22 protein-coding genes are annotated in these 24,146 nt (G+C 63.1%); 18 read left to right on the top strand and 4 right to left on the bottom strand.

Features of this window, described 5'->3' with window-relative positions:
* Positions 1-26: 26 nt before the first annotated feature.
* The 3 genes from ASE64_RS04230 (at position 27) to ASE64_RS04215 (ending at position 4,283) form a co-directional block, all read left to right on the top strand.
* Complete coding sequence (locus ASE64_RS04230) at positions 27-770, top strand: signal peptidase I (RefSeq protein WP_055776284.1); 744 nt, start codon at positions 27-29, stop codon at positions 768-770.
* Positions 771-1,454: 684 nt separating this feature from the next.
* Positions 1,455-3,284, top strand: a complete 1,830-nt coding sequence (locus tag ASE64_RS04220; RefSeq protein ID WP_055776279.1) for a choice-of-anchor G family protein — start codon at positions 1,455-1,457, stop codon at positions 3,282-3,284.
* A 123-nt stretch (positions 3,285-3,407) separates the two neighbouring features.
* A complete protein-coding gene (locus ASE64_RS04215; protein WP_055776277.1) occupies positions 3,408-4,283 on the top strand; it encodes a hypothetical protein in 876 nt (291 codons plus the stop codon).
* Between the two features lie 117 nt (positions 4,284-4,400).
* Here ASE64_RS04215 and ASE64_RS04210 read toward each other — a convergent pair whose 3' ends face one another.
* Together ASE64_RS04210 and ASE64_RS04205 are read right to left on the bottom strand one after the other, a co-directional pair.
* Positions 4,401-5,051: a hypothetical protein gene (locus ASE64_RS04210; RefSeq protein WP_055776275.1), complete on the bottom strand. Its 651-nt coding sequence runs from the start codon at positions 5,049-5,051 to the stop codon at positions 4,401-4,403.
* Between the two features lie 9 nt (positions 5,052-5,060).
* Positions 5,061-5,915 (bottom strand): endonuclease/exonuclease/phosphatase family protein, encoded by an 855-nt coding sequence (locus ASE64_RS04205; RefSeq protein WP_055776271.1) that lies wholly within the window; start codon positions 5,913-5,915, stop codon positions 5,061-5,063.
* A gap of 135 nt (positions 5,916-6,050) precedes the next feature.
* Between ASE64_RS04205 and ASE64_RS04200 the strand changes: the two genes are divergently transcribed.
* From ASE64_RS04200 to ASE64_RS17880, 7 genes are all read left to right on the top strand, one after another.
* Positions 6,051-6,506: an SRPBCC family protein gene (locus ASE64_RS04200; RefSeq protein ID WP_055776268.1), complete on the top strand. Its 456-nt coding sequence runs from the start codon at positions 6,051-6,053 to the stop codon at positions 6,504-6,506.
* A gap of 146 nt (positions 6,507-6,652) precedes the next feature.
* A complete protein-coding gene (locus ASE64_RS04195; RefSeq protein WP_156351636.1) occupies positions 6,653-7,105 on the top strand; it encodes a hypothetical protein in 453 nt (150 codons plus the stop codon).
* A 20-nt stretch (positions 7,106-7,125) separates the two neighbouring features.
* The gene (locus tag ASE64_RS04190; RefSeq protein ID WP_055776261.1) at positions 7,126-7,395 is read left to right on the top strand and encodes a hypothetical protein; all 270 of its coding nucleotides are present in this window, start codon (positions 7,126-7,128) and stop codon (positions 7,393-7,395) included.
* A 145-nt stretch (positions 7,396-7,540) separates the two neighbouring features.
* Positions 7,541-12,139, top strand: coding sequence for a metallophosphoesterase (locus ASE64_RS04185; RefSeq protein ID WP_055776258.1), 4,599 nt, complete (start codon positions 7,541-7,543; stop codon positions 12,137-12,139).
* Between the two features lie 199 nt (positions 12,140-12,338).
* Positions 12,339-12,497, top strand: coding sequence for a hypothetical protein (locus tag ASE64_RS17320; protein ID WP_156351635.1), 159 nt, complete (start codon positions 12,339-12,341; stop codon positions 12,495-12,497).
* Between the two features lie 96 nt (positions 12,498-12,593).
* Positions 12,594-13,115 carry a hypothetical protein gene (locus ASE64_RS04180; RefSeq protein WP_156351634.1) on the top strand — a complete coding sequence of 174 codons (522 nt, stop codon included), beginning with the start codon at positions 12,594-12,596 and terminating at the stop codon, positions 13,113-13,115.
* A gap of 250 nt (positions 13,116-13,365) precedes the next feature.
* Positions 13,366-13,827 (top strand): acyltransferase, encoded by a 462-nt coding sequence (locus ASE64_RS17880; RefSeq protein WP_326938949.1) that lies wholly within the window; start codon positions 13,366-13,368, stop codon positions 13,825-13,827.
* A 5-nt stretch (positions 13,828-13,832) separates the two neighbouring features.
* On the opposite strand, the gene ASE64_RS17070 is transcribed toward ASE64_RS17880, so the two are convergent.
* Positions 13,833-14,669, bottom strand: coding sequence for a glycosyltransferase family 2 protein (locus tag ASE64_RS17070; RefSeq protein ID WP_082465879.1), 837 nt, complete (start codon positions 14,667-14,669; stop codon positions 13,833-13,835).
* Positions 14,670-14,772: 103 nt separating this feature from the next.
* Positions 14,773-15,435 carry a CPBP family intramembrane glutamic endopeptidase gene (locus ASE64_RS04170; RefSeq protein WP_156351633.1) on the bottom strand — a complete coding sequence of 221 codons (663 nt, stop codon included), beginning with the start codon at positions 15,433-15,435 and terminating at the stop codon, positions 14,773-14,775.
* 156 nt (positions 15,436-15,591) lie between these two features.
* Here ASE64_RS04170 and ASE64_RS17875 point away from each other — a divergent pair, with 156 nt between their 5' ends.
* The 8 genes from ASE64_RS17875 to ASE64_RS04135 all read left to right on the top strand — a co-directional run bounded on the left by ASE64_RS17875 (position 15,592) and on the right by ASE64_RS04135 (position 24,144).
* Complete coding sequence (locus ASE64_RS17875) at positions 15,592-16,371, top strand: SGNH/GDSL hydrolase family protein (protein ID WP_326938948.1); 780 nt, start codon at positions 15,592-15,594, stop codon at positions 16,369-16,371.
* Between the two features lie 55 nt (positions 16,372-16,426).
* Entirely contained in the window at positions 16,427-16,642 is a 216-nt protein-coding gene (locus ASE64_RS04160) for a hypothetical protein (protein ID WP_156351631.1), read from the top strand.
* Between the two features lie 27 nt (positions 16,643-16,669).
* Positions 16,670-17,737, top strand: coding sequence for an acyltransferase family protein (locus tag ASE64_RS04155; RefSeq protein WP_055776243.1), 1,068 nt, complete (start codon positions 16,670-16,672; stop codon positions 17,735-17,737).
* A 544-nt stretch (positions 17,738-18,281) separates the two neighbouring features.
* Entirely contained in the window at positions 18,282-19,715 is a 1,434-nt protein-coding gene (locus ASE64_RS04150) for a polysaccharide biosynthesis tyrosine autokinase (protein ID WP_326939020.1), read from the top strand.
* Positions 19,716-19,742: 27 nt separating this feature from the next.
* Positions 19,743-20,450 carry an arsenate reductase/protein-tyrosine-phosphatase family protein gene (locus ASE64_RS17915; RefSeq protein ID WP_082465878.1) on the top strand — a complete coding sequence of 236 codons (708 nt, stop codon included), beginning with the start codon at positions 19,743-19,745 and terminating at the stop codon, positions 20,448-20,450.
* Between the two features lie 101 nt (positions 20,451-20,551).
* Positions 20,552-21,934, top strand: coding sequence for a sugar transferase (locus ASE64_RS04145; RefSeq protein ID WP_235480488.1), 1,383 nt, complete (start codon positions 20,552-20,554; stop codon positions 21,932-21,934).
* A 237-nt stretch (positions 21,935-22,171) separates the two neighbouring features.
* The gene (locus tag ASE64_RS04140) at positions 22,172-23,158 is read left to right on the top strand and encodes a GDP-mannose 4,6-dehydratase (protein WP_055776237.1); all 987 of its coding nucleotides are present in this window, start codon (positions 22,172-22,174) and stop codon (positions 23,156-23,158) included.
* Between the two features lie 5 nt (positions 23,159-23,163).
* Positions 23,164-24,144, top strand: a complete 981-nt coding sequence (locus ASE64_RS04135; RefSeq protein ID WP_055776234.1) for a GDP-mannose 4,6-dehydratase — start codon at positions 23,164-23,166, stop codon at positions 24,142-24,144.
* Positions 24,145-24,146 lie beyond the last annotated feature (2 nt).

Raw genomic sequence — 24,146 nt, 5'->3', positions numbered from 1 at the left:
GAGGCTGACGAGCGGAAGGCGAATCGATGAGCCGAGTCGCCGAGATCCGCGGGACCCACCGTGAACATCCCCATGCACACGGTGGGTCTCGTCGCCCGAGACGGCTCGCGACCGTCGTCACGCGAATCCGGGATGCGGCGCTGGCGCTTGCCGGGCTGGCCGGTCTCGCCGCCATCGCCTGGGGAATCGCGACACTGTTCTTCGGATTCTCACTCGTGACCTTCGCCACCGGATCCATGGCCCCGACGATCCCGACGGGCTCACTGGCTCTGGTTCGAGAGGTCCCGGCATCCGAGCTCGAGGTCGGGCAGGTCGTCACCCTTCAACGAGGAGGGGAACGCCTGCCGATCACCCACCGCATCATCGGCATCGAGCCCGACCCGAACGTGCCGACCGGTCGCATCGTCTCGATGCAGGGCGACGCCAACACGATCCCCGATCTCTTTCCGTATCACGTGAAGACGGGAAAGGTCATTCTCGGTTCCGTCGCCGGAGGACAGGCCGTCAGCGACGCGATCGGAAGCCCGATCACTCTGGTCGCCGTGACTCTCGGGGCCGGCGCCCTCGTCTTATGGGCCTTCTGGCCCCGCACCCAGACATCCCGCACCACCGAACCACAAAGAGGTGAGAGACGCCATGCGCGTTCAACCCGCATCCGCCAGACGCCGAGCCGCGACAGCGCTCGCCATGGTCTTCGCCGTACTGCTCATGGTGGCGGGCATCGCGCTCGTCTCAGCCCGGGCATCCGCGGCTCTCACTCTGCCGGGTGATCCCGACCCGCAACCCGGCGCCCCCGGCTACTTGAACCTCAGCGAGTCACCCGATCCGCTCGAGTTCACCGACATGAGCCCCGGCGATGTCGCCTTCGGAGAAATCGAGGTGAGTCTCGAGAACGCTCCAACAGCTCGCCTCGCCCTCGAGATGTACTCCGGCGGAGAGCTGATGGCTCACCCCAATGGGGTGTCGATGGACATCGGGTTCTGCGACATACCGTGGACGGGCATGCCGGCAGAGCCGGTCTCATTCGATCCGCCAGACCCCGTCTGCCCCGACAACCCGCAGGCGATCATGTCTGTCGACCCGGGCGCGGAAATCGGGGGCGAGGTGCGGTTCGACCTCGGCACGCTCGAGGCGGGCAGCCCGCGCTACATCCTCGTCGAGGTGCGGATGCCGGATGTCTCGGCCAGCGGCGATGAGAGCCTCATGGGGCTCGAGGGCGACTTCGCCTTCAACGTTCTCGCCGAGGGTGACGACGCAGCGGCCACGAATCCCACGACACCCGGCACGCAACCGCCTGGCTCGCAGACGCCGGGCAGTGCAGGAGCGGGTGGCAGAGGTGGCCTCGCCAACACCGGACTCGATGCGCTCGCGGTTGTGCTCATCGGTTCCGGCGCCATCGCGCTCGGCATGATCGTGCGCTACCGCCGAACCCTCACCCCCCGAAGGAGCGAGTCATGACCCCGCGCAGCACCACCCGCCGCACCCTCTCTCGCCCGACGACGCGCCGCCTCATCGGCGCTCTCGCCGGGGTGGTCGCCATCACCGTCGGGGTGGGCACCTCGATTCAGGCCGCACCGACGGATGCCGCGTGGCTCGACGCCGAGTGGGATTCGGCGACCGTGGGCACGCTCGATTGCGGCCCCGACGGTTCGCCGTTCACCACGCGGGCGTCGGGCAAGCTGCTGGGCGGAAGCCTGGCCGACATCAACCTCGACGACCTCGCCGAGCTCGACGGCATCAGCGGAGTGAACGACGCATCCGGTGTCTCGATCGCGCCGCCGCCGCCGCAGTCGAACTCGCTGGGTGAGAACGCCTACGCGAATCCGCTCACGGTCACGGCTCTCGACGCTCTGCAGGTCAGCCTCGGCGACCTCCTCCTGCTTCCGCTCAACGCCGACCTCGGTGTCGACAACAGCTACGTGCAGGTCAACGCGGATGGAACCTCGACGGGTGCGACCGGCGCGGTGAGCAACAGCGGAGCCATCCAGACCACGGCGAGCCAACCGGGCCCGAACCCGCCCACCTTCGCCACTCTGCAGTTGAGCGAGATCGTGCAGTCGGCACTCGGGCAGGATCTGAGCGCGCAGATCGCCGGCCTCGCCGACGCCTCGCTCGAGGTGGGCGCCGTGGCGTCGAGCGCGACTCTCGACGCGTGTGCTGCCAGCTGGACGGGTTCGATCCTCTCGTCGCTGCAGCGCCAGTACGCGGTGGCCGGGGTCGACCTGAACCTGACCTCGCCGACGGTCGGCACCTTCGTCACCGGAACCACGGGAGTCATCAACGGACTCGACGGCAGGGTGGAAGGCCTCGCGGGCAACGCCGGAGTGCTGAATACTCTGGCGAGCGGCCTGACCACCTCGCTCACCGCGCTGCTGGGCACTCTCGGTCTGGGCCTCGGATCGGTTTCGATCAGTCAGCTCTCGGTGAATCTCGATCTGACCGCCGTGAACGCCCTGCTCGACGACACCATCTCCGACGACGCGGGCATCGTGTCGATCGACCTGGCGACGGGGCAGATCGGGGTCGATCTCGACGGACTGCTCGGGGCGGCGTACGGAACGAACGGGATCAACGGGCTCGATCCCAACACGCAGCTGCTGATCAACGACGCCGTCATCAACGCGCTCACCGCCGCGACGACGCAGGCTCTCAGCAACTACGTCGACGACCTGAACAGCGCCATTCAGGCCTCGCTCGCCGCTCTGACGGTGTCGGGCAAGGTCGTCGTGAACGTGCTGCAGGGCACGGTGCCCGCGGTGGCGTCGATCACGCTGACGATTCCGCAGGTCTCGCTCAACACGCTCCTGAACGGATCGCCGGCCGTGACCTCGTCGATCGCCCTCGCGGGCGGCGAAGCGTGCGGTGGTCTTGCAGCAGCCGCTCTCTGCCTGCTGCTCAACTCGCTCACGGGCGGTTTGACCAGCAACGTGGCCAAGGCCCTGGGCACCGCCCTCAACGCGGCGCTCTTCACAGGCCCCACGAGCGTGGTGTCGACGACGAGTGCGGCGCTCCTCGCGCTCACCGCGCCCGTGATCACCCTCGTGGCCAACGCCACGCGGGGCCTCTTCGGAGAGGACGCCCTGCTGTCGCTGACCGCGAACGCACAGAACAGCCCCGACCCGGCGAACGCGAACCCCGAGCCGGCCTGGTCGGTTCCGGGCCCGGATGCGGCGACGCGGTCGACGGGGCAGTATGACGTGGCCGCGTTGCGGCTCACCGCGGTGGGCACCACGGTGCAGCTCGACCTGGCCCGGTCGTCGGTGGGAACCAGCGCCCCTCGCTAGGAACCCGCGATGACTGTGCCCGAATACCTCCATTGCGTCGAGGCCCCCCTCGACACATGGAGGTATTCGGGCACAAACACGACCCCCTGCCCGCGAGCTGCGTCGATAAGCGAACATAGAGGAATGACCTCGAGTGAAGTGCGGCGCGTGGCGAGAGCCCTCTACGAGTTGCCGCCCGCCGAGTTCACCGCCGCCCGCAATCAGGCCGCGCGCGACGCGTCGCAGCGATCGGATGCCGCGGCGATCAAGCGCTTGCCCCGGGCGCAGGCCCCGGCGTGGGCGGTCAGCGCGCTGGTGCGAGAAGACGCGGCGCTCTTCGACGAGCTGCTCGAGCTCGGCGAGCGGTTGCGCGAGGCGCAGGACGACCGCGATCCGGTGGCCCTGCGCTCGCTCGGGGCCGAGCGGCAGAAGGCGTTGTCTCGCGCATCCGGTCGCACGCGCGAACTCGCCGACGCGGCCGGCGTCACCCTCAGCGGCTCGGCGATGATCGAGGTCTCGCAGACCCTGCAGGCGGCGATGACAGACCCGGATGCCGCCGCGCTCGTGCGCGACGGGCTTCTGGTGCGCGGGCTCGCGGTCACGGGGTGGGAGCCGGTGCGGCTCGACGGCGCGGCCGCGTTGCCGCCCGAAGGAGTCTCGGCGGGGCGACGCACCCGGGCGGCGCGACCGAAGGTATCCGCGGCAGACCCCGAGGCGAGCGAACGGGAACGGAAGGCCGCCGAGGACGCGGCCTGGAGTGCGCTCGATGACGTGACCACCGCGCATCAGTCGGTGGCAGACCTGGCGAACGACCTGGCCGACCTCGCTGGCCGGCGCGCCGAGCTCGAGACGGAGCGCACCGATATAGAGGAGCAGCTGCGCGGCGTGGAGTCGGATCTGGCGCGCGTCTATCACGACATCCAGGTGGGCGAGCGAGACAGAAAGGCAGCCGAGCGCGCCGAGGTGCAGGCCAAGAAGAGGGCCAAGCAGGCGCAGGACCGCCTCGACCGCCTGGGCTGACCCGTTCCCTTAATGCCGGCCGCACACTCCGAAGGGGTGAAAACAGGGGTGAAAAATGCTCAACCTCCTAGTAATGAGCTCCGGTAGTCCATAGCTTTGTATCGAGAGAGCGCCGGTTCACCCCCCAAGAGAGCCGGCGCTCCTCTTTTGTCTACTGGCACCGTGCTCGAGCCCCTCAGTGGCGGGCGCCGGCCACCGGCTCTCGGCCGCGAGCCACCGCATGCAGAGCCCCGCGAGCAACGAGCCCAGCCCGCCCACGGCGAGGTCGCCGATGGTGTCGTCGTAGCCCACGTAGATGGCCGAGTCGATGTAGGTGTGGCCGGCCCACTCGCCCATCTCCCACAGCACGCCCGCGGAGAGTCCGAATGCGGTCGTCAGCACCGCCGAGCGAATGGCCGAAGCCGTTCCCGGTGCGACGTCGGCCACGATGCCGACGCGTGCGGCCACCACGAAGATCAGCCCGGCGAGCACCCCGTTCGCGGCGAAGTGGATGACCACATCGAGCCAGTCGATCGACGTGTAGAGCTCGAAGACGCCACTCCAGGCGGCCACCAGCAGGGTGCCGCCGATGGCGATATCGAAGCCGGGGCGCACGCCGAGAAAGCGGGGCACGAGCATGCCGAGCAACGTGAGCGCGAACACGGCCACCTCGACGAAACCCCAGCCGATGCCGCCCGCGATCACGCTCAGAACCCCGAGAACGCGCAGCGCGTCGGCCGCGATCTCGTCCGCGCCGCTCGGCCGCCGAAGAAAGGTGTCGGTGATCACCTTCGAAGACTACCCAGCGGCGGCGTCACCCGCGGGGGACTTGCGCGGCCGCAGCAGCACCTGCACGGGCTCGTGATCGGATGCGGCTGCGCCGTCGAAACGCGAGGTATTGATGGCCGCCTCGCGCACCTGCAGCTCGGGGCTCACGAGGATCCAGTCGATGCGCTTGGTGCCGGTCTTGGGAGAGCGGTAGTTCGAGAACGTTCCCCACGGGGCGGTGAGCCGAACGCCCGCCGCGGTCCAGGCATCCACGAGGGGGCCGTCGACGCCGGCGATCGCGTCGAACGGAACCGTACCGACATCGGTGTTCATGTCGCCCATCACGATGATCGGCTCGTCGCTCGATGCGGCGAGGGCGGCGAGCTGTTGTGCCGAGCGCAGTCGAGCGCGCCTGGAGATGTGGTCGAAGTGCGTGCTCACCACGCGAAGGGGTTCGTTCGTCTTCACGTCGATGAAGCGGGCGACCACGGCCACGCGCGGAATGAGGTTGCCCCAGGAGCGCGACCCCGCGACATCCGGTGTCTCTGACAGGGCGATCTGCTGCCAGCTCTCGAGATGCAGCCGACGTGAGTCGAAGAAGAGCGGGCATCCCTCGCCCGTACCGTCGGCGTTGCGGCCGTAGCCGATGCGGCGATAGTGCGGGCCAAGCACCGCCGAGATGAAGAGGGCCTGGTCGGGCAGGGCCTCCTGGGTGGCGAGCACGGTGGGGCGCTCGCGGGAGATGAGCTGACGCAGCAGGGGCTGGCGCCTCGACCACAGATCGGGGCTGCCGGGCGCGTTCTGCCGCATACGACGCCGGATGTTGTAGGTCATCACATGCAGGTCGGGTGCGTGGGCCGGGCCGAAGATCGGGGCGTCAGTCATGGGGCCAGCGTAGGCCGCGCTGCATGTCGTGTGCTGCATGAGCCGCGCGTCAAGGGGGTGTCTGCCGATAGGCCGGGCGACGTAACGTCGTGAACGTACGGACAAGCTGATAACGCAATTCAAGGAGTTACTCTTATGCCCCAGATCATCGAGACCGTCGACGTTTCTGTTCCCGTCTCCGTCGCCTACAACCAGTGGACGCAGTTCGAGGAGTTCCCGAAGTTTCTCGACGAGGTCGAGTCCATCCAGCAGGTGACTGACACCCTCACCGAGTGGAAGGTGAGCGTCGGCGGAGTCGAGCGCACCTTCGAGGCGAACATCACCGAGCAGCACCCCGACGAGCGCGTCGCCTGGAACAGCACCGGCGGCGAGGTCGACCACGCCGGCGTCGTGACGTTCCACAAGCTCGCCGACACCGAGACCCGTGTGACTGTTCAGCTCGACTGGGAGCCCAAGGGCCTGCTCGAGAAGCTCGGTTCCGCAGTGGGCGTCGGCGGCCACGCAGTGAAGAAAGACCTGAAGAACTTCAAGGAGTACATCGAGTCGGAGCAGCACCCCGACGGCGCATGGCGCGGCGAGGTGCAGGCGTAATTCACGCCTGATTCCGATCGAATTCAGCTCGACTTTACAAAGAGCTGAGAAATCCTTATGTTTGGAGAAGTAGAAGGCGTTGGTTCACCCCCTACGCTGAATGGGCGCCTTCTACTTTTCACTTCTTTTCTCACAGCTCGGATGCCATGACTGCCCCTGTGCCCGCCCGCGATCACGCCAACATGACTGTTGCTGAACGCGAGTTCACCTTCGACGCTCTGCTCGCCGAGTTCGGCGAGGAAGAAAACGACGTCGAGGGCGGTGCGGCCCCAGTCGACGAGACCCCGAAGGTCGCGGCTCCCGCGCTTCTGCCCGCCGAGGCTCCGGCCAAGCGTGCCGAGCCGACGCCGAGTCGCCGGGCTCCGGATGCTGCCGCCGAGAACGCCGCGCCGGCAACACGCTCCGCAGCCAAGGCGACTACCGAGCCCCGCGCGGCGTCGCCCGTCGCGAAGTCACCCGCTCAGTCCTCCTTCGCGAAGAAGGCCCGCGCAGCGCGGCGCTCGCTCACAATGCCGTCTCCCGATGTACTCAAGCTCGGCGGCCTCGTCGTCGTTGCCGGCATCAGCCTCACCCTGGTATTCGTCGCGCTCTCACGCTGAGCAATCCGTACGGTAGAGGCATGAAGTTCGCCTCCGTGAAACGCCTGCTGTTGGTCGCCGCCATCGTCGCCGTGTTGGTCGGGTCGGTGGCTGCGGTGTACTTTGCCGCGCAACCCATCTCTTTCGCCTGGGTCGCCCGCGCCCCGCTCTCGGGTGAGGTGTTCGACCCCAACAGCTCGCATCTCATCGCGGCTCCGACGATCTACGCGATCGCGGTCGTGGTGCTCGGCCTGATGGCCGCCGCGTTCTGGGCAGGCCTGACGCTGGGCGAGCGCCGCTCGAAGCGATAACTGCCCGCAACTCCGGCCAGATAGAGACCTCTGACCCTGTAGGACACCGGCCGTTCACGGATTGTCTCCCTTAAAGTTCCCTGAGAAACGACCTTGAAATCATAGATTCGAGGAGTTTTGTTCGTTCATCTCTGGGGTTTCCACGTTGCTTCGCTCACGCTTGTTCGCTCTGCCCATCTTCGCCTCGGCTCTCGCCGCGGCCCTCATCGGATCGAGTGCGGTTCCCGCCTTCGCGGCTCCGCCGGCGGCAGAGGTGATCGTCACCGAGATCGCGCCTGACAACACCGGTGTCGACTCGTTCGAGTACGTCGAGGTCGTGAACACCTCGGCGAGCGACATCACGGTCGGCGCAGGCGGACTGTCGCTCGCCTACACCTACGTCGATTCCGACGACCGCACCAGAGACGTTCCGTTCACCGCTCCCGCCGGTACGATGCTGCCCGCCGGCACCCCTGTCGTGCTGTGGCTCAACTACACCTCGGGCTCCGTCGACACGACGAAGTACACGACGGCAGACTTCCGCGCCTACTGGGCGGGCGTCACGGGCACGACGCCGGATGCCTACGCCGTCGTTCCCGTCACCGGCCAGGCCGGTATGGCCAACGCTGGCGGCCGCGGAATCCGCGTTGTCGGCGCCGACGGCACGGCGATCTCGTGGTCGTTCTACCCGGCCGGCTCGGTCGCCGTCGACCGCGTCGCCCAGTTCTCGCGCCCCGCCGACTCCACGCAGCGCAGCATGACGCTCGCCGCGTCGACCGCCGTTCCGAGCCCCGGAGTCGTCGACCCCGCCGTGCTGCTGCCGCCCGCGCCGACCGACCCGGAACCGACACCCACGACGTCGCCCGAGCCCACGACATCCCCGGCACCCACCACGGAGCCGACGACCGAACCCACCACGCAACCGACGACGGCCCCCACCACCGAACCCACCACCCCTGCCGACCCGGCACCGGCCCCCGACCCCGCACTCGTTGCCTCGCCGCTGCAGATCACCGAGCTGCTGCCCGACTCCACCAACGTGGGCAGCGCCGATGGCTACGAGTTCATCGAGGTCTACAACTCGAGCGATAGCCCGATCGACTGGTCTGACTACAGCCTGCGCTACCTCTACCCGGTCACCGACCAGACCAACTCGTCGACCGCCCTGTGGCCGAGCACGCCCCGCGACGTCGTCATTCCGTCGGGCGGCAAGCTCGTGCTCTGGGTGAAGAACCCGTCGAACAGCGCGCTCGGCCTCGCCGACTTCAACGCGCACTTCAACACGACGCTCACGCAGAACCAGCTCGTCGACGTGGTCTCGGCTGGCATGGCCAACGGCTCGGCCCGCGGCATGCAGATCGTGACGAACACCGGCTTCGCCCTCAACCGCGCGTACTACAACATGGTCTCCACGGTCGATGACGTCGATGCCGAGCAGGGCATCCAGTACGGCTTCGACGCCGCCGACATCACCAAGCAGACCCTGCTGCGCAAGGCGCCGGCCACTCCCGGCTCGGTCACCGCAGACCAGGTTCCGGCCGGCCTCGTAGTGGTTCCGGTGGATGCGCAGGCGTCCGTGGTCGTCGACAACACGGGCGACACCGTCGACCCGGCGGTCGATTTTCCGATCGACTTCACCATCACCGACGACCGCCAGGTGCGCACCGTGCGCCTCACGGTGAGCAACGATGTCGATCAGACGCCGATGGTCGTCGACCTGCTCGGCCAGCGCGTCGACCCGGCCGACACCGATCCCAATGACCCGCTCTCGCGCTACGCGTACGAGATCCCCGGCGTCGACCTCTACGGCAAGGCGTGGCTCGAGTACTCGGTCGAGGTGCGCGACGGAACCAACACCGTCACCACCGAGACCCGCCGCATCACGGTGACGCAGGGCAACACCGACCCGGTGCGCCTCAACGTGACCGAGGGCCAGTGGCTCAACAAGACGACCCGCGTCGCGGCGTCTGCGAGCACCCCGCCCGGCGCATCCCTCGACATCGATGGAGCGGCCGTCGCCGACACCACCCGGTCGCTCGAGCGCGAGCCCTACTTCGCCTTCGAGGCCGGGGGAGTGAACACCTTCTTCCGCAACGGCGTGCTCATCGGTACCGACATTCTCACCATCTTCGACGAGGGCATCTTCGAGGGAACCGAGACGATCACGACCGCCGTACCGCTGAGCTACGTCACCGCGGGCCAGCCGCTCACGCTCAGCGTGTGGGCCGGCACGAAGGCGGCTCCCGAGCTCAGCGTCGAGAACAACGACGACTTCACGATCCAGAACCTCAGGCTCGTGCTTCCGGATGGGCGGGCACTGCGCCCCGCCGGCTACGACGACCCCGCGCGCGTTCTGCAGATGGGCGACTCCGCCGGCAAGCTCGACTTCTACGACGCGGTGTTCACGATTCCCGACGACGCGTTCGGTTCGGTGGCGCACCAGTGGGACACGACCACGGTCGCCGACGGCGCACACGTGATCGGCGCATCCGCCGGCGACCAGCGCGTCGAGCGCACGGTCAACGTCGACAACACCGCCCCCGCGGTCACCACCAACATGGTCGCCGAGAGCGAGTATCGCGGCGAGTTCGTGATGACCGGCGAGGCCACGGATGCCGGATCGGGCGTGAGCGCGTTCGTCGCGACCCTCGATGGCCAGGCCGTGAAGCTGCCGTATCGAGCATCCAGCGTCGATCTGGCCGGAGGCCGGCACACCCTCGCGCTGAAGGGCACCGACAACGTCGGCAACGTGACCGACACGTCTGTGGTCTTCACGACACCGGTGGAGCAGCCGTCGGGCATCACCGTTCTGCCCGAAGAGGGCGCCGAGGTGCTCGAGGGCAAGGCCGAGCTGAAGGCCCGCGTCGACGACCCGAGCGGTGACACGCTCGCCGTGGAGTTCTCGCGAGGCTACGAGCTCGACGCCGCGAACGGCGGAGTCTCGAGCCGCGTGGGCACCACCGAGGTGTCGACCGAGGTCGATGCCGATCCGGCCGCCGCCCGTGCGCTCAGCGCAGACGAGGTGTCGGCGCTGGGCGGAGTGGACGGTCTTGACACCGAGATCAGTTCTGACACGGCGCTGCCGTACCAGGTCTTCGACGTGGCGATTCCGGCCGACGCCGGAGCCGACTACCAGACGAAGCTCACCTGGACAGGCTCGGCGAACACGGGTGCCAAGGTGCTCATGTACGTGCGCAACGTGACGACCGGCGTGTGGGAGGAGATCGACCGGCACGTGACCGTCGACTCCGACGACGTGGAGTTCGGACTCATCGCCACCGTCACCGCCGCGGACCACACCGCGAACGGAGCGATGCAGGTGCTGGTGCAGCACTCGGAGGGCTTCTCGGGTGCACCGCGCTCGACGCGAGACACCCCGATCACCCCGCTGAACGCATCCGACACCCCGCGCAGCGACTACGACTTCACCCTCGGGTGGGAATCGGACACGCAGTACTACAACGCCGACCCGAACAACTACAAGCACCAGGAGGCGATCCACAACTTCTTTTTGACGCAGCGCGACAACCTCAACCTGCAGTACGTGACGCACACCGGTGACATCGTCGACAACAGCCTGATCAACGACCAGTGGGTGCGGGCCGACGCGGCGTACGACAAGTTGGATGCCGCGGGTCTGCCCTACGGCGTGCTGGCGGGCAACCACGATGTGAACCAGATGACGAACGACTACACGCAGTACAGCCAGTGGTTCGGGCAGCAGCGGTTCGAGTCGAACCCCTGGTACGGCGGCAGTCACCTCGACAACCGCGGTCACTATGACCTGATCAGCGCGGGCGGCATCGACTTCATTCAGCTCTACATGGGCTGGGCTCCGGGCGACGCCGAGATCGCGTGGATGAACGCGACGCTCGCGCAATACCCCGAGCGCAAGGCGATCATCAATCTGCACGAGTACATGCTCACCACGGGTGGACTCGGTCCGGTGCCGCAGCGCATCTACGACGAGGTCATCGCCACGAACCCGAACGTCATGATGGTGATGTCTGGTCACTATCACGACGCCTTCACGCGCTACGACCAGTTCGACGACAATGCAGATGGTGTGCCGGACCGCACGGTCACTCAGATGCTGTTCGACTACCAGGGCCTGGCAGAGGGCGGCCTCGGCTACCTGCGCCTGATGCAGTTCGACAACGTGGGTCAGAAGATGACGGTGCGCACCTACTCGCCGTCGCTCGACGACTACGACTCCGAAGACCCGTCTCTCGAGCAGGAGCACCAGGAGTTCGTGGTGCCCTACGCGACCTTGGGCATCCAGCCGAAGACCAAGACGCTGCGCACCAACGCGTTCACGGCCGAGGTGCAGACCACGCAGACGATCGGCTCGGTCACGGGCGTCGCCAGCGGAACCGAGGCCACCATGGCCTGGCCGACCGCGCCGCTCGGCGAGGTGGGCTGGTACGTGAAGGTCAGCGATCCGTTCGGAGCGCAGTTCACGTCGGGTGTGAGCACGTTCCGGGTTGTGGCGGCCGAGGTTCCGACGGAGCCGACCGACCCCGGCACGCCGAGTGATCCGAGTGACCCGACTCAGCCCGGTGCTCCGGATGCCGGTGGGCAGCCGGGCGCGGCCGCGCCGGCTGGTTCTGGTTCGGGTTCGTCTTCGCCTGAGACGCTGGCCGCGACGGGTGCAGACCCGCGGGTCGGCCTGTGGATGGCGCTGGCTCTGCTGCTGGCCGGCCTGGCCGGCGCGCGGGTGGCCTGGCGACGCCGAACGGCGCGCCCGTCCTCGCCGGTCGAGTAGGCCGCCTGGTTCTGCGCTGGTCGAGTAGACCGCCCGCGGCCGTATCGAGACCCACACCACAGTGCCCCGCCCGGTAGCATCACCGGGCGGGGCGCTGCCTCGTGCTTACTCGAGCTGTCAAGACCGAACTTCGCCCCGTCTCCTTCTCTCTAGCCTCGAATCATCGCCACTATCGGCGACTGGAGAGAGGCAAGAGCACATGCGCGCAGCACACACGGCCTTCGACAACGACGTAGTGCTCTCGGAGCTGAAAGAGTCGGGTCGCCTCAACTCCCTGGCCATCTCCGCGACGGCGAGCGGCGGGGTGGCGGCGTTGGCTCTCGTGCTTGGCGTCGTTCTGGTGACCGCGGGCGCCTGATCCATCGCGCTCGGTTGAGACGCCGGGTCTCGTCCGCAGCGTCGAATTGCTCCTCGTTTGATTGCGGTCGACCGAGCGATCCGAGAGCATCGGGTGATGACGAAACGCGCTGCGGGCAACGCTCTGAGATGGGCATCCGTCGCGGTCGTCTGTCTTCTCGGAGGCGTAGCCGTTGTGGGGTTCGCCATGGCGGGAGACGAGATCTCGCGGGCGACGCCGCCCACGCCGCACATCTCGCAGGCTCAGCTCGTCGCCGACTTCGCGAACTGCATGGGGGCGAAGGGCTGGCCGATGGAGGTCGATCTCGAGGAGGGTAGCGCCTCGACGACGATGATGCTCATGGGGGACGCCGGAGATTCCTTCGCCGCTGATTCCGATGCGTGCAGCGCTGAGGGTGACCAGTTCGCCTACGGCGACTACACGCGCGACGAGCGCATGGGCATCTATAAGACGGTTCTCGAGTCGCGCGACTGCCTCATCGATCTGGGCTACGAGATGCGGCAGCCTCCGGGCTTCGAGGCGTACGACGGGAGCGGCGCGTACTGGACGCCGTTCGAAGACGTGCCCCATCGCGAGCTGCACACGGCTGAGAAGAGCTGCCCGCAGCCGTACTTCTAGACGGTGGCGGCCTGAGCGCGACGCTACCGAACGAGGGGGTGCCTGGAACGTGTTCGGATCTGCAGGTCTGGTTCCCACTCAACGTGAGAGAATTCGTTCTCGAGCCGGCCATGGTTCCGAAGCTCATCATCTGAAAAACCGGGGGTAAGAGATGTCTGGTATCGCAAGCCGAGTAATGCGCGAGACACGGGTGGCGAGGGCTCTGGCCGCGTTTCGTCTGAATGGCGTCTCGCACGGTCTCCGTCCTGTTATGGAACACCGTGCGCCTGTTTTCCAGAATGAGGGCACCATTCACTTCGGTGACAGGGCGGAATTCTCAGGTGCCGAGGCGAGGTCATTCATCAGGGCAATCGGAGGCGCCGTCATTGAGGTGGGCAATCGTTCGTACATGAACTCCGGAGTGACGCTAACCGCTGTGGAAAGAATAGTCATTGGTGATGACGTAAAACTCGGTAGTTTCGTAGCAATTTCCGATTACGGCTCACACGAATTATTCGCCGGCTCGGGCATCGTTCGGGCTCCTGTGGTGATCGGAAACAACGTCTGGATTGGCCGTGGGTCCTTCGTAATGCCAGGCGTGACCATTGGAGATAATTCCGTTATCGGGGCGGGGTCCGTCGTCACAAAAGATATTCCTGCAAACAGTGTCGCCTTCGGTTCACCCGCTCGTGTGACCAAGACCTTGCCGGAAACGAGCGCCCCGAGACGGTAGTTCTGTTATCGATCTACCTTTCGAGCACCTAGAACGGCATCTTTAGCCCATGCCGCGAGAGATCGGGGTAGCTTAATCGCTGCCGAAACCCGTCGCTCAGCGGGAAGTGCTGAGTCAGTGGATAGTTTGAAGTTGAAGTAGATACGCTCCATCGAGCGCTTCTTCGAGCGGGCTCGAGTCAGATTGTCGCTGTGTTCTCTCCACAGCCCAATAGCGCTTTCCTCGTGCACAACAGGGCCTGCAGCCGCAACCTTGTACCCGATCCACGCGTCGTACATTCCGCCGACCACCGCCGGGATCGAAATCTGCTTCAGGACGCTTGCGCGGAACAAAGTGCAGGGTCCAGCAGGAATGCTCGGGTTGGCCTCAGCGACGCTGAACCAGTCGAGGATGAGGCCGACCGGATAGTTCGTACACCGCCAATCTCGCCACACTTCGATCGTTCGCGTCTCGTCAAACGTTCCGTGTTCGTTTGCCACCCGAGCCCGAGCGAATACGGCCACCGCTGCCGGCTCCCGATCGAGAACAGGTACAAGATTACGCAGAACGTCGGGAGTCCACAGGTCGTCGTGATTGAGGATGGAGATGTACGGGGCACGCGCGAGTTGAATGCCCTTCGAGTGGTTAAGTGCGGGCCGAAGTGGTGTCAGGTTCGATACATAGACGAACCTGCCGTCGTGGAGATCCTCGACAAGCTGACGGCAGTCTGGGTCGTTGGCGTCATCCAGCACAAGGACCTCAAAGTTGCCGTATGACTGAGCGGTAATACTGGCCAGCGTCTCGCGAAGATACTCGCCCTTATACGTTGCGACCAATACGGATACAGCTGGATTTTCCCCCATGCGCGGAGTCTAACCGTGCATGGACGCGGGGTTGGTTATCTTCGGGCTAACGCGTGCTGACCGACCGAACTCTCATCAACGAAGCAGGTAGTCGCTTGGCTCTTCAAAGCGAGGCAAGCACGAGCGTGCCGTTGAACACGATGTGCGCGACGATCGATCCACCGATCCTTCCCGAGATCCCGGCAATCGTTGCCGCAGTCAGGCCAAATACGAAGGCGGACGCGCCCAGGATGAGTGCTGCAGTCGGATTTGACGCCTGGGTGAGATGGAGCAGAGCGAACAAGAGCGCGCTGATCAAGATCGCTACGACCGTCGCTGTCCGTGGGCCGAGCAGACCAGTGCCGGCTTGCTGAACAGCGCGTTGCATGAGCCCTCGAAAGAACAGCTCCTCGATGAACGGGGCGATGAGCACCGGAGCCAGAATTGTTCCGAACAGCCACCACGCGTCGTAGACCGTGTCGCCGAACGTAACGCCGAGTCCCACCATCCGTCCGGTCAAGGCAATCTCGATAATGCCGGCGACGGACCTGGCGAGAAGTCCTGCCCCTACTCCGAAGAACAGGTCAAGCCAGGTGATTCGAAGCCCGATGTCGCGAGCGAGGGAACCCGTTCCCCGCAAATAGCAAGCGACTAATACCGCCCCCAGGAACGGTGCCCAGACAACGGCATAACTTAGTAGAAGCACAACATGGGGGTCGTAGTAGATCGCTCCCCGCAGCCAAGCAATCAGCAAGGTGATAAAAACAAAGGCGGCAACAAAGCCCACCGCGCTCTCCAGCACTCCCCACCGCGCTCGCGGTGTCTCCCCCTGAGGCACTGTCACGTGACCAAGGTACCGGATGCTCGATTGCAACCAGATTGGCGGGTGCGGTCTACAAAAATCGCCGGTTAGGCTGGAACCCTCTTATAGCCGGGGGATTTCATGGCCAACAAACCGACGCGCAGACGGCCGAACAGCGGAAGGCTGGGGCGCACCGCTGACTACGTGGCGCTGGGCATCATCGCCGCCGCCGCACTGGTTCTGGCGGCGCTTGCTTTGTCTGGAGTTTCGCTGCGCCCAGGGATCAACCCCGACCCTACGTCGAGGCCGGCCCCGACGTCGTTTGGTCTAGCAACACCAAGTCCGACCGTTGCGCCCACGACCGCAGCGCTTGCTTCGGTAACTCTGTTGGGTGATCAGAATGCCCTAGCCCCAGACTCGTGGTGGAGCCGATCAGTCGCCGCATCCTCGGTGTCAGGGGTAACGGCGGCTCCCGTGCTCGGCTCGACCACCATTCCGGAGTCGCCGCTGACGGTAGCGGAGGTGCAACAGACCGTTGATGCAACGACCACCCTTACGGGTTATGTCATCGTGCAGGCCGGGTCAACTGATGTCGCAGAAGGCGCCTTGCCCAGAACAGTTGCATCGAGTGTCGAGAACCTTTGGAAGGCCGTGGCCATTCGTGGGGCGACTCCCATCATCGCCCTCGTGCCACCGTCCGACGACCAGGCCGAGAGTGTCGTGGCGCTCAACGATCTGCTTCAGACCGCTGCTGCCACGGCTGGCTACCCCGTCCTCGATCTGAATACACCAGTTGCGGCGCCGAACGGTACTTGGGCCGCGGGGCTATCCTCCGACGGGGTCGTTGCGAATGAACAGGGTTCACAGATTTTGGCCGAGGCTGTTGCGGTTCAACTGCCGTCATTGGTGCAAAAAAAGTAATCCCCTGGTAACGCACCACGCGTTATTCTGAGCAGGACAACTGGGGGAGTTGATCATGAACGACGTGTATCTCGAATCTGTAACCGGCACAATGGCATTCATCATGCTTGGCAGCGGTTCGCTACAACCAAGAAGGATCGCGACGGTCTACCTCATGACGGACGGCTGGCACGCGAAAAGCGCCACCCTGCACACGCGACACGCGTGGACTGGGCCGTTTGCATCACCGAGTGATGCTCTCGCCAGCTTCGTGCTGCCGATCAACGCTTAAGAATCGACGACAACTGACGGGCTGGGCATGAAGACGATAGACGACGTCTTCGAGCCTTCTCGCAACAGTCTCAACGCGATCCGTCTACTCCTTGCCACTGCTGTCATCATGAGCCATTCGTGGCTTGTGAACGGCCGTGGTGTGCCGCCCATGCTTAACGGCACTGACCCTGGGTTGGTGGCGGTGGCGGGGTTTTTCTGTATCTCCGGCTACTTGGTCACCTCAAGTCGACTCCGCTCAAGATCACTCGTCGGCTATCTGTGGCGCAGATTCTTGCGAATTTATCCCGCGTTCGTGGTGGCGCTCATCGTGGTGGCGCTTGTGTTCGCGCCGCTTTCAACGCTGGTCGATCCGAGGAATTCGGTGGACTGGGAAAGCGCCGTTACCTACGTGCTCTCCAACCTGGGTCTGTTCGTGCAGCAGACCACCATCGATCACACTCTCGTCGACAATGCTTTTCCATTTGTGTGGAACATCCCCTTGTGGACTCTCTTCTACGAGGCTCTCTGCTACGTGCTCATCGGCCTGCTGGTCTCGCTCATACCTGAGCGCTTACTCGGGGCGTCTTTGGTCGTGCTACTCGTCTTGTCAACCACGGTCTCGGTGACGTTTCGACTCTGGCCAGGGACGTTCCCCGCTCCGGTGCTTGATAACTTCGCAAGTCTTTCCAGTTTCTTCTTGGCCGGATCATTGCTCTATCGGTATAGAGAGAAGGTTCCTGCGTCAGTCATCGTCGCTACGCTTCTCGTCGCGCTCGCGGTCGTGCTGGCCGTCGCTGGTCTCTTCAAGCCCCTCGCGGCGGTGCCCATTGCTTACGCCATGATCTACCTTGGTAGTCGCCTGCCGCGGTCTTTCACTCGCATCGGACGTCGTAATGACATTTCCTATGGCATGTACGTTTATGGCTTCCCCGTGCAGCAGATCATAATCTTGGTCCTCGGCGGCGCCACTCTTCCGATCTGGCTCTTTGCGATCGCTTCGGTCACCTTGACTGTGCCTTTCGCCTGGCTCAGCTGGCTCGCGGTTGAGCGGCCGGCGCTAAGGCTCCAACGGTATATATCAAGATCGGGTGCTCGAAAACAAGTTGCCCCCTAATTGGGCGCATGCTTTGCTGTGTTCGTCAGCACGTAACGACTAACATCGGTCGTGGGGCAGCGTCGTCGGTCGGTCACAACCACGATGCTCGTTGCGCGGCAAACTTCGACTGATCTCCACGTGCTCTAAGCGACCATGAGCGTAACGGAGATGGCGAAGTGAAAGACGAAATTCCGCCCCGCATTACAAGGTTATTCGGCAGCGATAAGGCTCGCCCTCGAGTAAAACGCGTCTATGACGCCGCGTCTGGTTGGGCCCGCGCTCAGGGATCGCCCGTTGCCACCTGGGTCACGATCAACCAACTCCTCAGTCAAGGTCGAACGTCGGCTGAGATTCGCTGGCGGTTCGAAACTCACACGTTGTCGATCCTCGACCTGAAGAGGGCCGATGGCGCACTGCAGGATCGCGGGGTAGTGGGGGTGGGCCCGCGCCGACGAAGGGGGACTGAGAAGTGAAGAACAGATCACATTAATTCTGTGTAACAGGATGAAACGGGGACGCCTACCGAACTGTGGCACGATGACGGTGGGGGTTTTTGGCCGCCGTGCTGTATCGACCTGAGGGGAAGGCCGCCGACGTGGAGCTTCGCGACTACGTACGTGTTCTGCAGAAGAGTTGGATTCTGATTGCGGTACTTCTCTTTGTTGGCATTGGCGCGGCAGCCGGCTTCTCGATTCTGCAGACGCCGAAATACAGTTCTTCGGCAAAGGTGTTCGTTTCGACGTCCGGTGGGTCTACCGCTTCAGACCTACAGCAGGGGAATACCTTCACCCAGCAGCGCGTGAAGACCTACGCCGATCTCACGACCACGCCCATCGTGCTCTTGCCGGTGATTGCCGAACTCGGTCTTGACATCAGTAGTGGTGAACTCGCGTCGCAGGTCACGGCTTCTGCGCCGCTCAACACCACTCTTATCGAGATAGCGGTTACCAACGTCGACCCCGCGCTCGCGTCTCAGATCGCGACAGCTGTATCGGAAAGCCTTTCTCAGGTAGTAGAGAAAATCGAGACTCCTGCAAACTCAGGATCCGAGACATCGCCCGTCAAACTGACTTTGGTGCAGCATGCCGAAGTTCCCCAGGTTCCAGTCAGTCCCAACATTCCTCTGAACATCGGCCTTGGCGGCTTGGTTGGCTTGGCCCTTGGTATTGCCATTGCGGTATTGCGTGAGGCTTCAGACAACCGTATTCGCAACGAACGTGATGTCGAGGCGATCACAGATGTTCCGATCCTGGGCGGAATCGTCTTCGATCCGAAGGCAGCAGAACGCCCACTCATCGTCCACGACGATCCTCGTAGTCCCCGTGCGGAGTCGTTTCGCACGCTGCGAACGAATCTCCAGTACCTAGATGTTGGGCGGGAGAATCGATCGTTTGTCATCACATCTTCTATTCAGAGTGAGGGTAAGAGCACGTCTGCGGTCAATCTCGCGATCGCTCTGGCCGATGCTGGTTCACGGGTGCTTTTGGTCGACGCGGACCTGCGCCGTCCCAAGATCCACGAGTACCTGGGACTCGAGGGAGCAGTCGGACTGACCGATTTGCTGATTGGGCGCGCCGAGCCGGAAGACGTCATCCAGCCATGGGGCCAGCGCGATCTGTTCGTGCTTCCGGCTGGAACCATTCCGCCGAATCCGAGCGAGCTGCTCGGGTCGGATGCGCTACTTAAGTTGATCAGTGAATTCAACCGAGCCTTCGACGTTGTTCTCTTCGACTCGGCTCCATTGCTGCCCGTTACCGATGCAGCGATCTTGGCTCGAACGGTGGGTGGAACAATCGTGGTGTGTGCTGCCGGGCGGACCCATAAGAATCAGCTCAAGGGGGCTTTCACTGCTCTTGCGAATGTCGATGCGCCCGTATCGGGAGTGGTTTTGACGATGCTCCCGACAAAGGGTCCCGACGCCTACGGTCAGGGTCGATATGGGTACGGGTATACATACGGCGACGCTTCATTGCCCGGCGAGATGGCCTCAAAGTAAACGAGCAACGTCAACAGGAGTGCCGTCATGGTCCAATCGGATGCCGAAGGCGACTTTTTCGACGTGCTATTCGTGTGCACGGGGAACATCTGTCGCTCGCCTTTGGCCGAGCAATTGTTTCGGTCACAGACACGCTCGATGTCTGATCTCGTCAGCACGCGCAGCGCGGGAACTCACGCGCTAACAGGCAGGCCCATGACGTCTGAGGCGGCCTTCTTATCGCAGGCTCTCGGCGGTGATCCTTCTGATCATATGGCGAGGGACTTGACGACGGAAGGAGTCCAACGAGCTGACCTTATCCTTGTCGCTGCGCGTGAACACCGGGCAGCTGTCGTTTCTCTTGTTCCTAGAGCGTCCCGCAAAACATTCACGCTGCGTGAGTTTCAGCGTTTGCTCGAGACGCATGCCGAACGTACGCCGAGGGCGCAGGCCTGTCCCAGGAAGCGAAACCGAGAAGGGTTAGGTGGCTTCATCGCCGACGTCTCGTCTATGAGAGGGCTCTCACGTGTAGTCAGGAGACCCGGAGACGACGACATAGTTGATCCCTATCGTCGATCTTTCGAAACCTATGAAGAAGCCGGCCAACTCATTCTTTCGGCAGTCACCGAAGTAAGTCGGAATCTTCAGGCGGCAACCGGCTTGGCTCCTGTTCCCATTCACAACGAAACGTTGCGTAATAGTAATCTCGCAACTAGGCCAACGCGTTTCCGCTCAAATCACGCGGGAGAACAATGATTGGGCAAAAGGTCCGAGGTCGCCTAGGTTTGGGCGCCTTACGAACGACCGGTGACTGGCGCAGGCGATACGCCTACGGCCTCGTCGTCACTGACTTTCTTGTGCTCGTCTGGGTTATCTTCGGCACACAGATTGCATGGTTCGGGCTCACGAGCTCTGATGTCGAAATCAGCGGGCGCTTCAACGATTTTGGGCTGACTTATTCGACCATGTCTGTACTGGTAGTTGTTGCGTGGATGTTGCTGCTGGGCATCTTTGGAACGCGAAGCTACAGGGTTCTCGGTACCGGAACCCAGGAATATCGACTCATCGCTGATTCGAGCGTTCGTCTTTTCGGCATTGTTGCAATTGTCGCATTTCTCTTCAAGATTGATTTTGCTCGCGGCTACATTCTGATCGCGTTCCCTCTGGGCGTTTTGGTGTTGCTGTTTTCACGGTGGATGTGGCGACAGTGGCTAAGCGTGCAGCGAGCTCGCGGAGAATACTCATCCCGAGTTCTTCTCGTGGGCTCCGAGGCGTCGACGACGTACCTGGCGAAAGAGCTGGCGCGCTCGCCGTCAGCAGGATACTTTGTCGTCGGAGCGTGCATCCCGGACGGGTCGGTAGCTGGCTACCTGCAAGACACGTCGATTCCCGTGTTTGTCAGCATCGACCGGCTCTCTGAAGCGATGGAGAACACGCAGGCCGACACCGTGGTAATTGCGAGCAGTGAAAGTCTTTCTGCCGAAAAAATTCGTCAGATCAGTTGGGGTCTTGAGCCGGGGCGACAACACCTTGTTGTTGCCCCGAGCTTGACAGACATCGGAGGGCCACGAATTCACACAAGGCCCGTAGCCGGTCTGCCTCTGATCCACGTCGAGACCCCGCGATACACGGGATCCAAACAATTCACCAAACGAGCTTTCGACGTCGTCGCGGCTCTGCTTCTTATTCTTGCTCTGTCGCCGCTGTTGGTGACGATTATCCTGAGTGTCAGGCTGAGTTCATCCGGGCCGATTTTCTTCCGTCAGGAACGGATCGGCATTAACGGTTCCCGATTCTTCATGCTTAAGTTCAGATCGATGGTGACCAATGCAGAAGACATGCTTGACCAGCTTCGTGCCCAGCAGCGCGACAAGGGGAACTCGATTCTGTTCAAAATGGAGAACGATCCTCGAGTGACGCCGATCGGCCGAATCCTCCGCAGATTCTCGCTAGACGAGTTGCCGCAGCTTTTCAACGTGCTCAGGGGAACCATGTCGCTCGTGGGCCCTCGCCCGCCCCTCGAACGTGAAGTAGATCAGTATGACCCGCATGTGCACCGACGTTTTCTGGTTAAGCCCGGCATCACCGGTCTGTGGCAGGTTAGTGGTCGATCGAATCTCTCATGGGAGGACACCGTGCGCTTGGACCTGTACTACGTAGAGAACTGGTCCATTACGGGGGACATTCATATCTTGTGGCGCACGGCGAAGGCTGTCATCGCTCGCGACGGCGCCTACTAAGAGACATAGGTTGAGCGATGCGACCAAGACGACGGGCAATGTCGAGTGGCGCAATGAGCTCGCAACATGGACGTTATTTGGAGCCGCTACGATTGCGACAACACTCTGGGGGGATTTGTTATCTATGAAGCATCCGACCGCCGGACGACCGGTCAGCTGACGGGCCTATCAACACCTCGCCCCGTCTCTGCCTAAACGAACATACGTCGCACTACCAATTCATTGATAAGGAATTTCATGCCTCGCGCCCTCATTTCAGGAATCACCGGCCAGGACGGCCTCTATCTTGCAGAACTGCTCCTGAGTAAGGGGTACGACGTGTACGGCCTCATGCGAGGTCAAAACAACCCAAAGCGAGAACTAGTCGAGACCACTGTTCCCGGCGTGAAGATTTTGACTGGCGACCTCACCGATCTGTCGAGTCTCCTTCGAGCACTGGAGTCGTCTAGGCCCGATGAGTTCTACAACCTGGGGGCGATCTCTTTTGTTGCTTACTCGTGGGAGAACGCACATCTCACCTCGGAGGTGACGGGAATGGGCGTGTTGAATGCTCTCGAGGCGGTGAGGCTCTATTCGCACGACGATCCGAAAAAGGTCCGGTTCTACCAGGCCTCGAGTTCGGAAATGTTTGGAAAAGTTCAGACCGTTCCACAGAATGAAGACACGCTACTGTGGCCAAGATCGCCGTACGGTGTCGCGAAGGTCTACGGGCACTACATGACCATCAACTATCGTGAGTCGTACGGCATGCACGCGTCATCCGGAATTCTCTTCAACCATGAGTCTCCTCGTCGCGGACCGGAATTCGTCACCCGCAAGGTGACCCAGGCGGTTGCTCGCATTTCACTGGGGCTTCAGCAGGACCTCACTCTCGGAAACCTCGATGCTCGCCGCGACTGGGGATTCGCTGGCGACTACGTCGACGCCATGTGGCGAATGCTCCAGCAAGATGAGGCCGATGATTACGTCATCTCGACCAACGAGACGCATGAGATCCGCGAGCTTCTGCAACTTGCCTTCAAAGCGGTAAATATCGACGACTGGGTGCCCTATGTGAAGCAGGATCCCCGTTTCATGCGCCCAGCCGAGGTCGATCTGCTGATCGGCGATTCAACAAAAGCCAGATCTGTGCTCGGATGGGAGCCGAAGGTCGACTTCCCAGCACTCGTCACCATGATGGTGGAGAACGATGTTGCAGAGCAGAAGCGGCTAGCGAGGATTTAGCAACTATGACGACAGCTCTGATTACCGGAATATCCGGCCAGGACGGATCGTATTTGGTGGAATCGCTTCTCGCCCGGGGCTACCGTGTCGAGGGAGTCGTGCGGTCACTAGCCGAGGCGGACCTGCCGATGACCATCGATCCGGCTGTGAGGCTTCACCAGGCCGATATTGCTACTCCCGCGTCCCTGGATCGCATCGTCTCGGAGGTGCAACCAGATGAAATATACAGCCTCGCGGCTGTGAGCTCGGTTTTCCGATCGTGGCAGGAACCGGTTTACACGGCTGAGGTCAACGCCCTGCCGGTCGCGCAGCTTCTTGAGTCTGCGTGGCAGTTGCAGCAGCGTACCGGCAAAGAGGTCCGACTCGTTCAAGCATCGAGCGCGGAGCTTTTTGGTCAGGCCGTCGAATCGCCGCAGAACGAGTCGACACCTATAAATCCGGCCTCTCCCTACGGTGCAGCGAAGGCGTACGCGCACCACATGGTCGGTGTGTACCGCCAACGAGGCCTATTCGCAAGCAGCTGTATCTTGTACAACCATGAGTCGCCGCGTCGGCCTGAGACATTCGTGACACGAAAGATCACGTCGAGTGCGGCTCGTATTGTGAATGGTTTACAAGATCGCCTGGAGCTCGGAAGTCTCGATTCCCGGCGTGACTGGGGATGGGCGCCCGACTTCGCGGAAGCACTACGTCTTGCTGGGTCGGCCCCCGAGCCAAATGATTTTGTTGTCGCGACGGGTGAAACTCACTCAATTCAGGAATTTGTGGAGCGAGCCTTCGCCCGCGCTGGTATTTCCGACTGGCGATCAGTTGTATCGATCGACACCTCATTTACGCGGCCTGTTGACCCACTCGAACAGGTTGGTGACTCGGAGCGAGCGCGCAGGGTCCTGGGCTGGACCGCGACAAAAACGTTCGAGGGTATCGTCGACGCTATGGTCGACCACGACCTAGCTCTCGTTCGCGAGACTCGGGGAACTGCCTAAAA

Origin of the sequence: Agreia sp. Leaf210, from assembly GCF_001421485.1 — a bacterium.
Taxonomy (GTDB): Bacteria; Actinomycetota; Actinomycetes; order Actinomycetales; family Microbacteriaceae; genus Agreia.
Note: the sequence above shows the minus strand (reverse complement) of the source record. Positions and strands in the feature narration are given on the sequence as shown.

Excerpts from the sequence above, each read along its gene's own strand:
- ASE64_RS04205 (WP_055776271.1), bottom strand. The coding sequence starts at position 5,915 with ATGACTGACGCCCCGATCTTCGGCCCGGCCCACGCACCCGACCTGCAT.
- ASE64_RS17915 (WP_082465878.1), top strand. The coding sequence starts at position 19,743 with ATGGTCCAATCGGATGCCGAAGGCGACTTTTTCGACGTGCTATTCGTG.
- ASE64_RS04190 (WP_055776261.1), top strand. The coding sequence starts at position 7,126 with ATGAAGTTCGCCTCCGTGAAACGCCTGCTGTTGGTCGCCGCCATCGTC.
- ASE64_RS04220 (WP_055776279.1), top strand. The coding sequence starts at position 1,455 with ATGACCCCGCGCAGCACCACCCGCCGCACCCTCTCTCGCCCGACGACG.
- ASE64_RS17875 (WP_326938948.1), top strand. The coding sequence starts at position 15,592 with ATGGCCAACAAACCGACGCGCAGACGGCCGAACAGCGGAAGGCTGGGG.
- ASE64_RS17070 (WP_082465879.1), bottom strand. The coding sequence starts at position 14,669 with ATGGGGGAAAATCCAGCTGTATCCGTATTGGTCGCAACGTATAAGGGC.
- ASE64_RS04215 (WP_055776277.1), top strand. The coding sequence starts at position 3,408 with ATGACCTCGAGTGAAGTGCGGCGCGTGGCGAGAGCCCTCTACGAGTTG.
- ASE64_RS17320 (WP_156351635.1), top strand. The coding sequence starts at position 12,339 with ATGCGCGCAGCACACACGGCCTTCGACAACGACGTAGTGCTCTCGGAG.
- ASE64_RS04200 (WP_055776268.1), top strand. The coding sequence starts at position 6,051 with ATGCCCCAGATCATCGAGACCGTCGACGTTTCTGTTCCCGTCTCCGTC.
- ASE64_RS04140 (WP_055776237.1), top strand. The coding sequence starts at position 22,172 with ATGCCTCGCGCCCTCATTTCAGGAATCACCGGCCAGGACGGCCTCTAT.
- ASE64_RS04160 (WP_156351631.1), top strand. The coding sequence starts at position 16,427 with ATGAACGACGTGTATCTCGAATCTGTAACCGGCACAATGGCATTCATC.
- ASE64_RS04155 (WP_055776243.1), top strand. The coding sequence starts at position 16,670 with ATGAAGACGATAGACGACGTCTTCGAGCCTTCTCGCAACAGTCTCAAC.
- ASE64_RS17880 (WP_326938949.1), top strand. The coding sequence starts at position 13,366 with ATGGAACACCGTGCGCCTGTTTTCCAGAATGAGGGCACCATTCACTTC.
- ASE64_RS04180 (WP_156351634.1), top strand. The coding sequence starts at position 12,594 with ATGACGAAACGCGCTGCGGGCAACGCTCTGAGATGGGCATCCGTCGCG.
- ASE64_RS04195 (WP_156351636.1), top strand. The coding sequence starts at position 6,653 with ATGACTGCCCCTGTGCCCGCCCGCGATCACGCCAACATGACTGTTGCT.
- ASE64_RS04230 (WP_055776284.1), top strand. The coding sequence starts at position 27 with ATGAGCCGAGTCGCCGAGATCCGCGGGACCCACCGTGAACATCCCCAT.
- ASE64_RS04135 (WP_055776234.1), top strand. The coding sequence starts at position 23,164 with ATGACGACAGCTCTGATTACCGGAATATCCGGCCAGGACGGATCGTAT.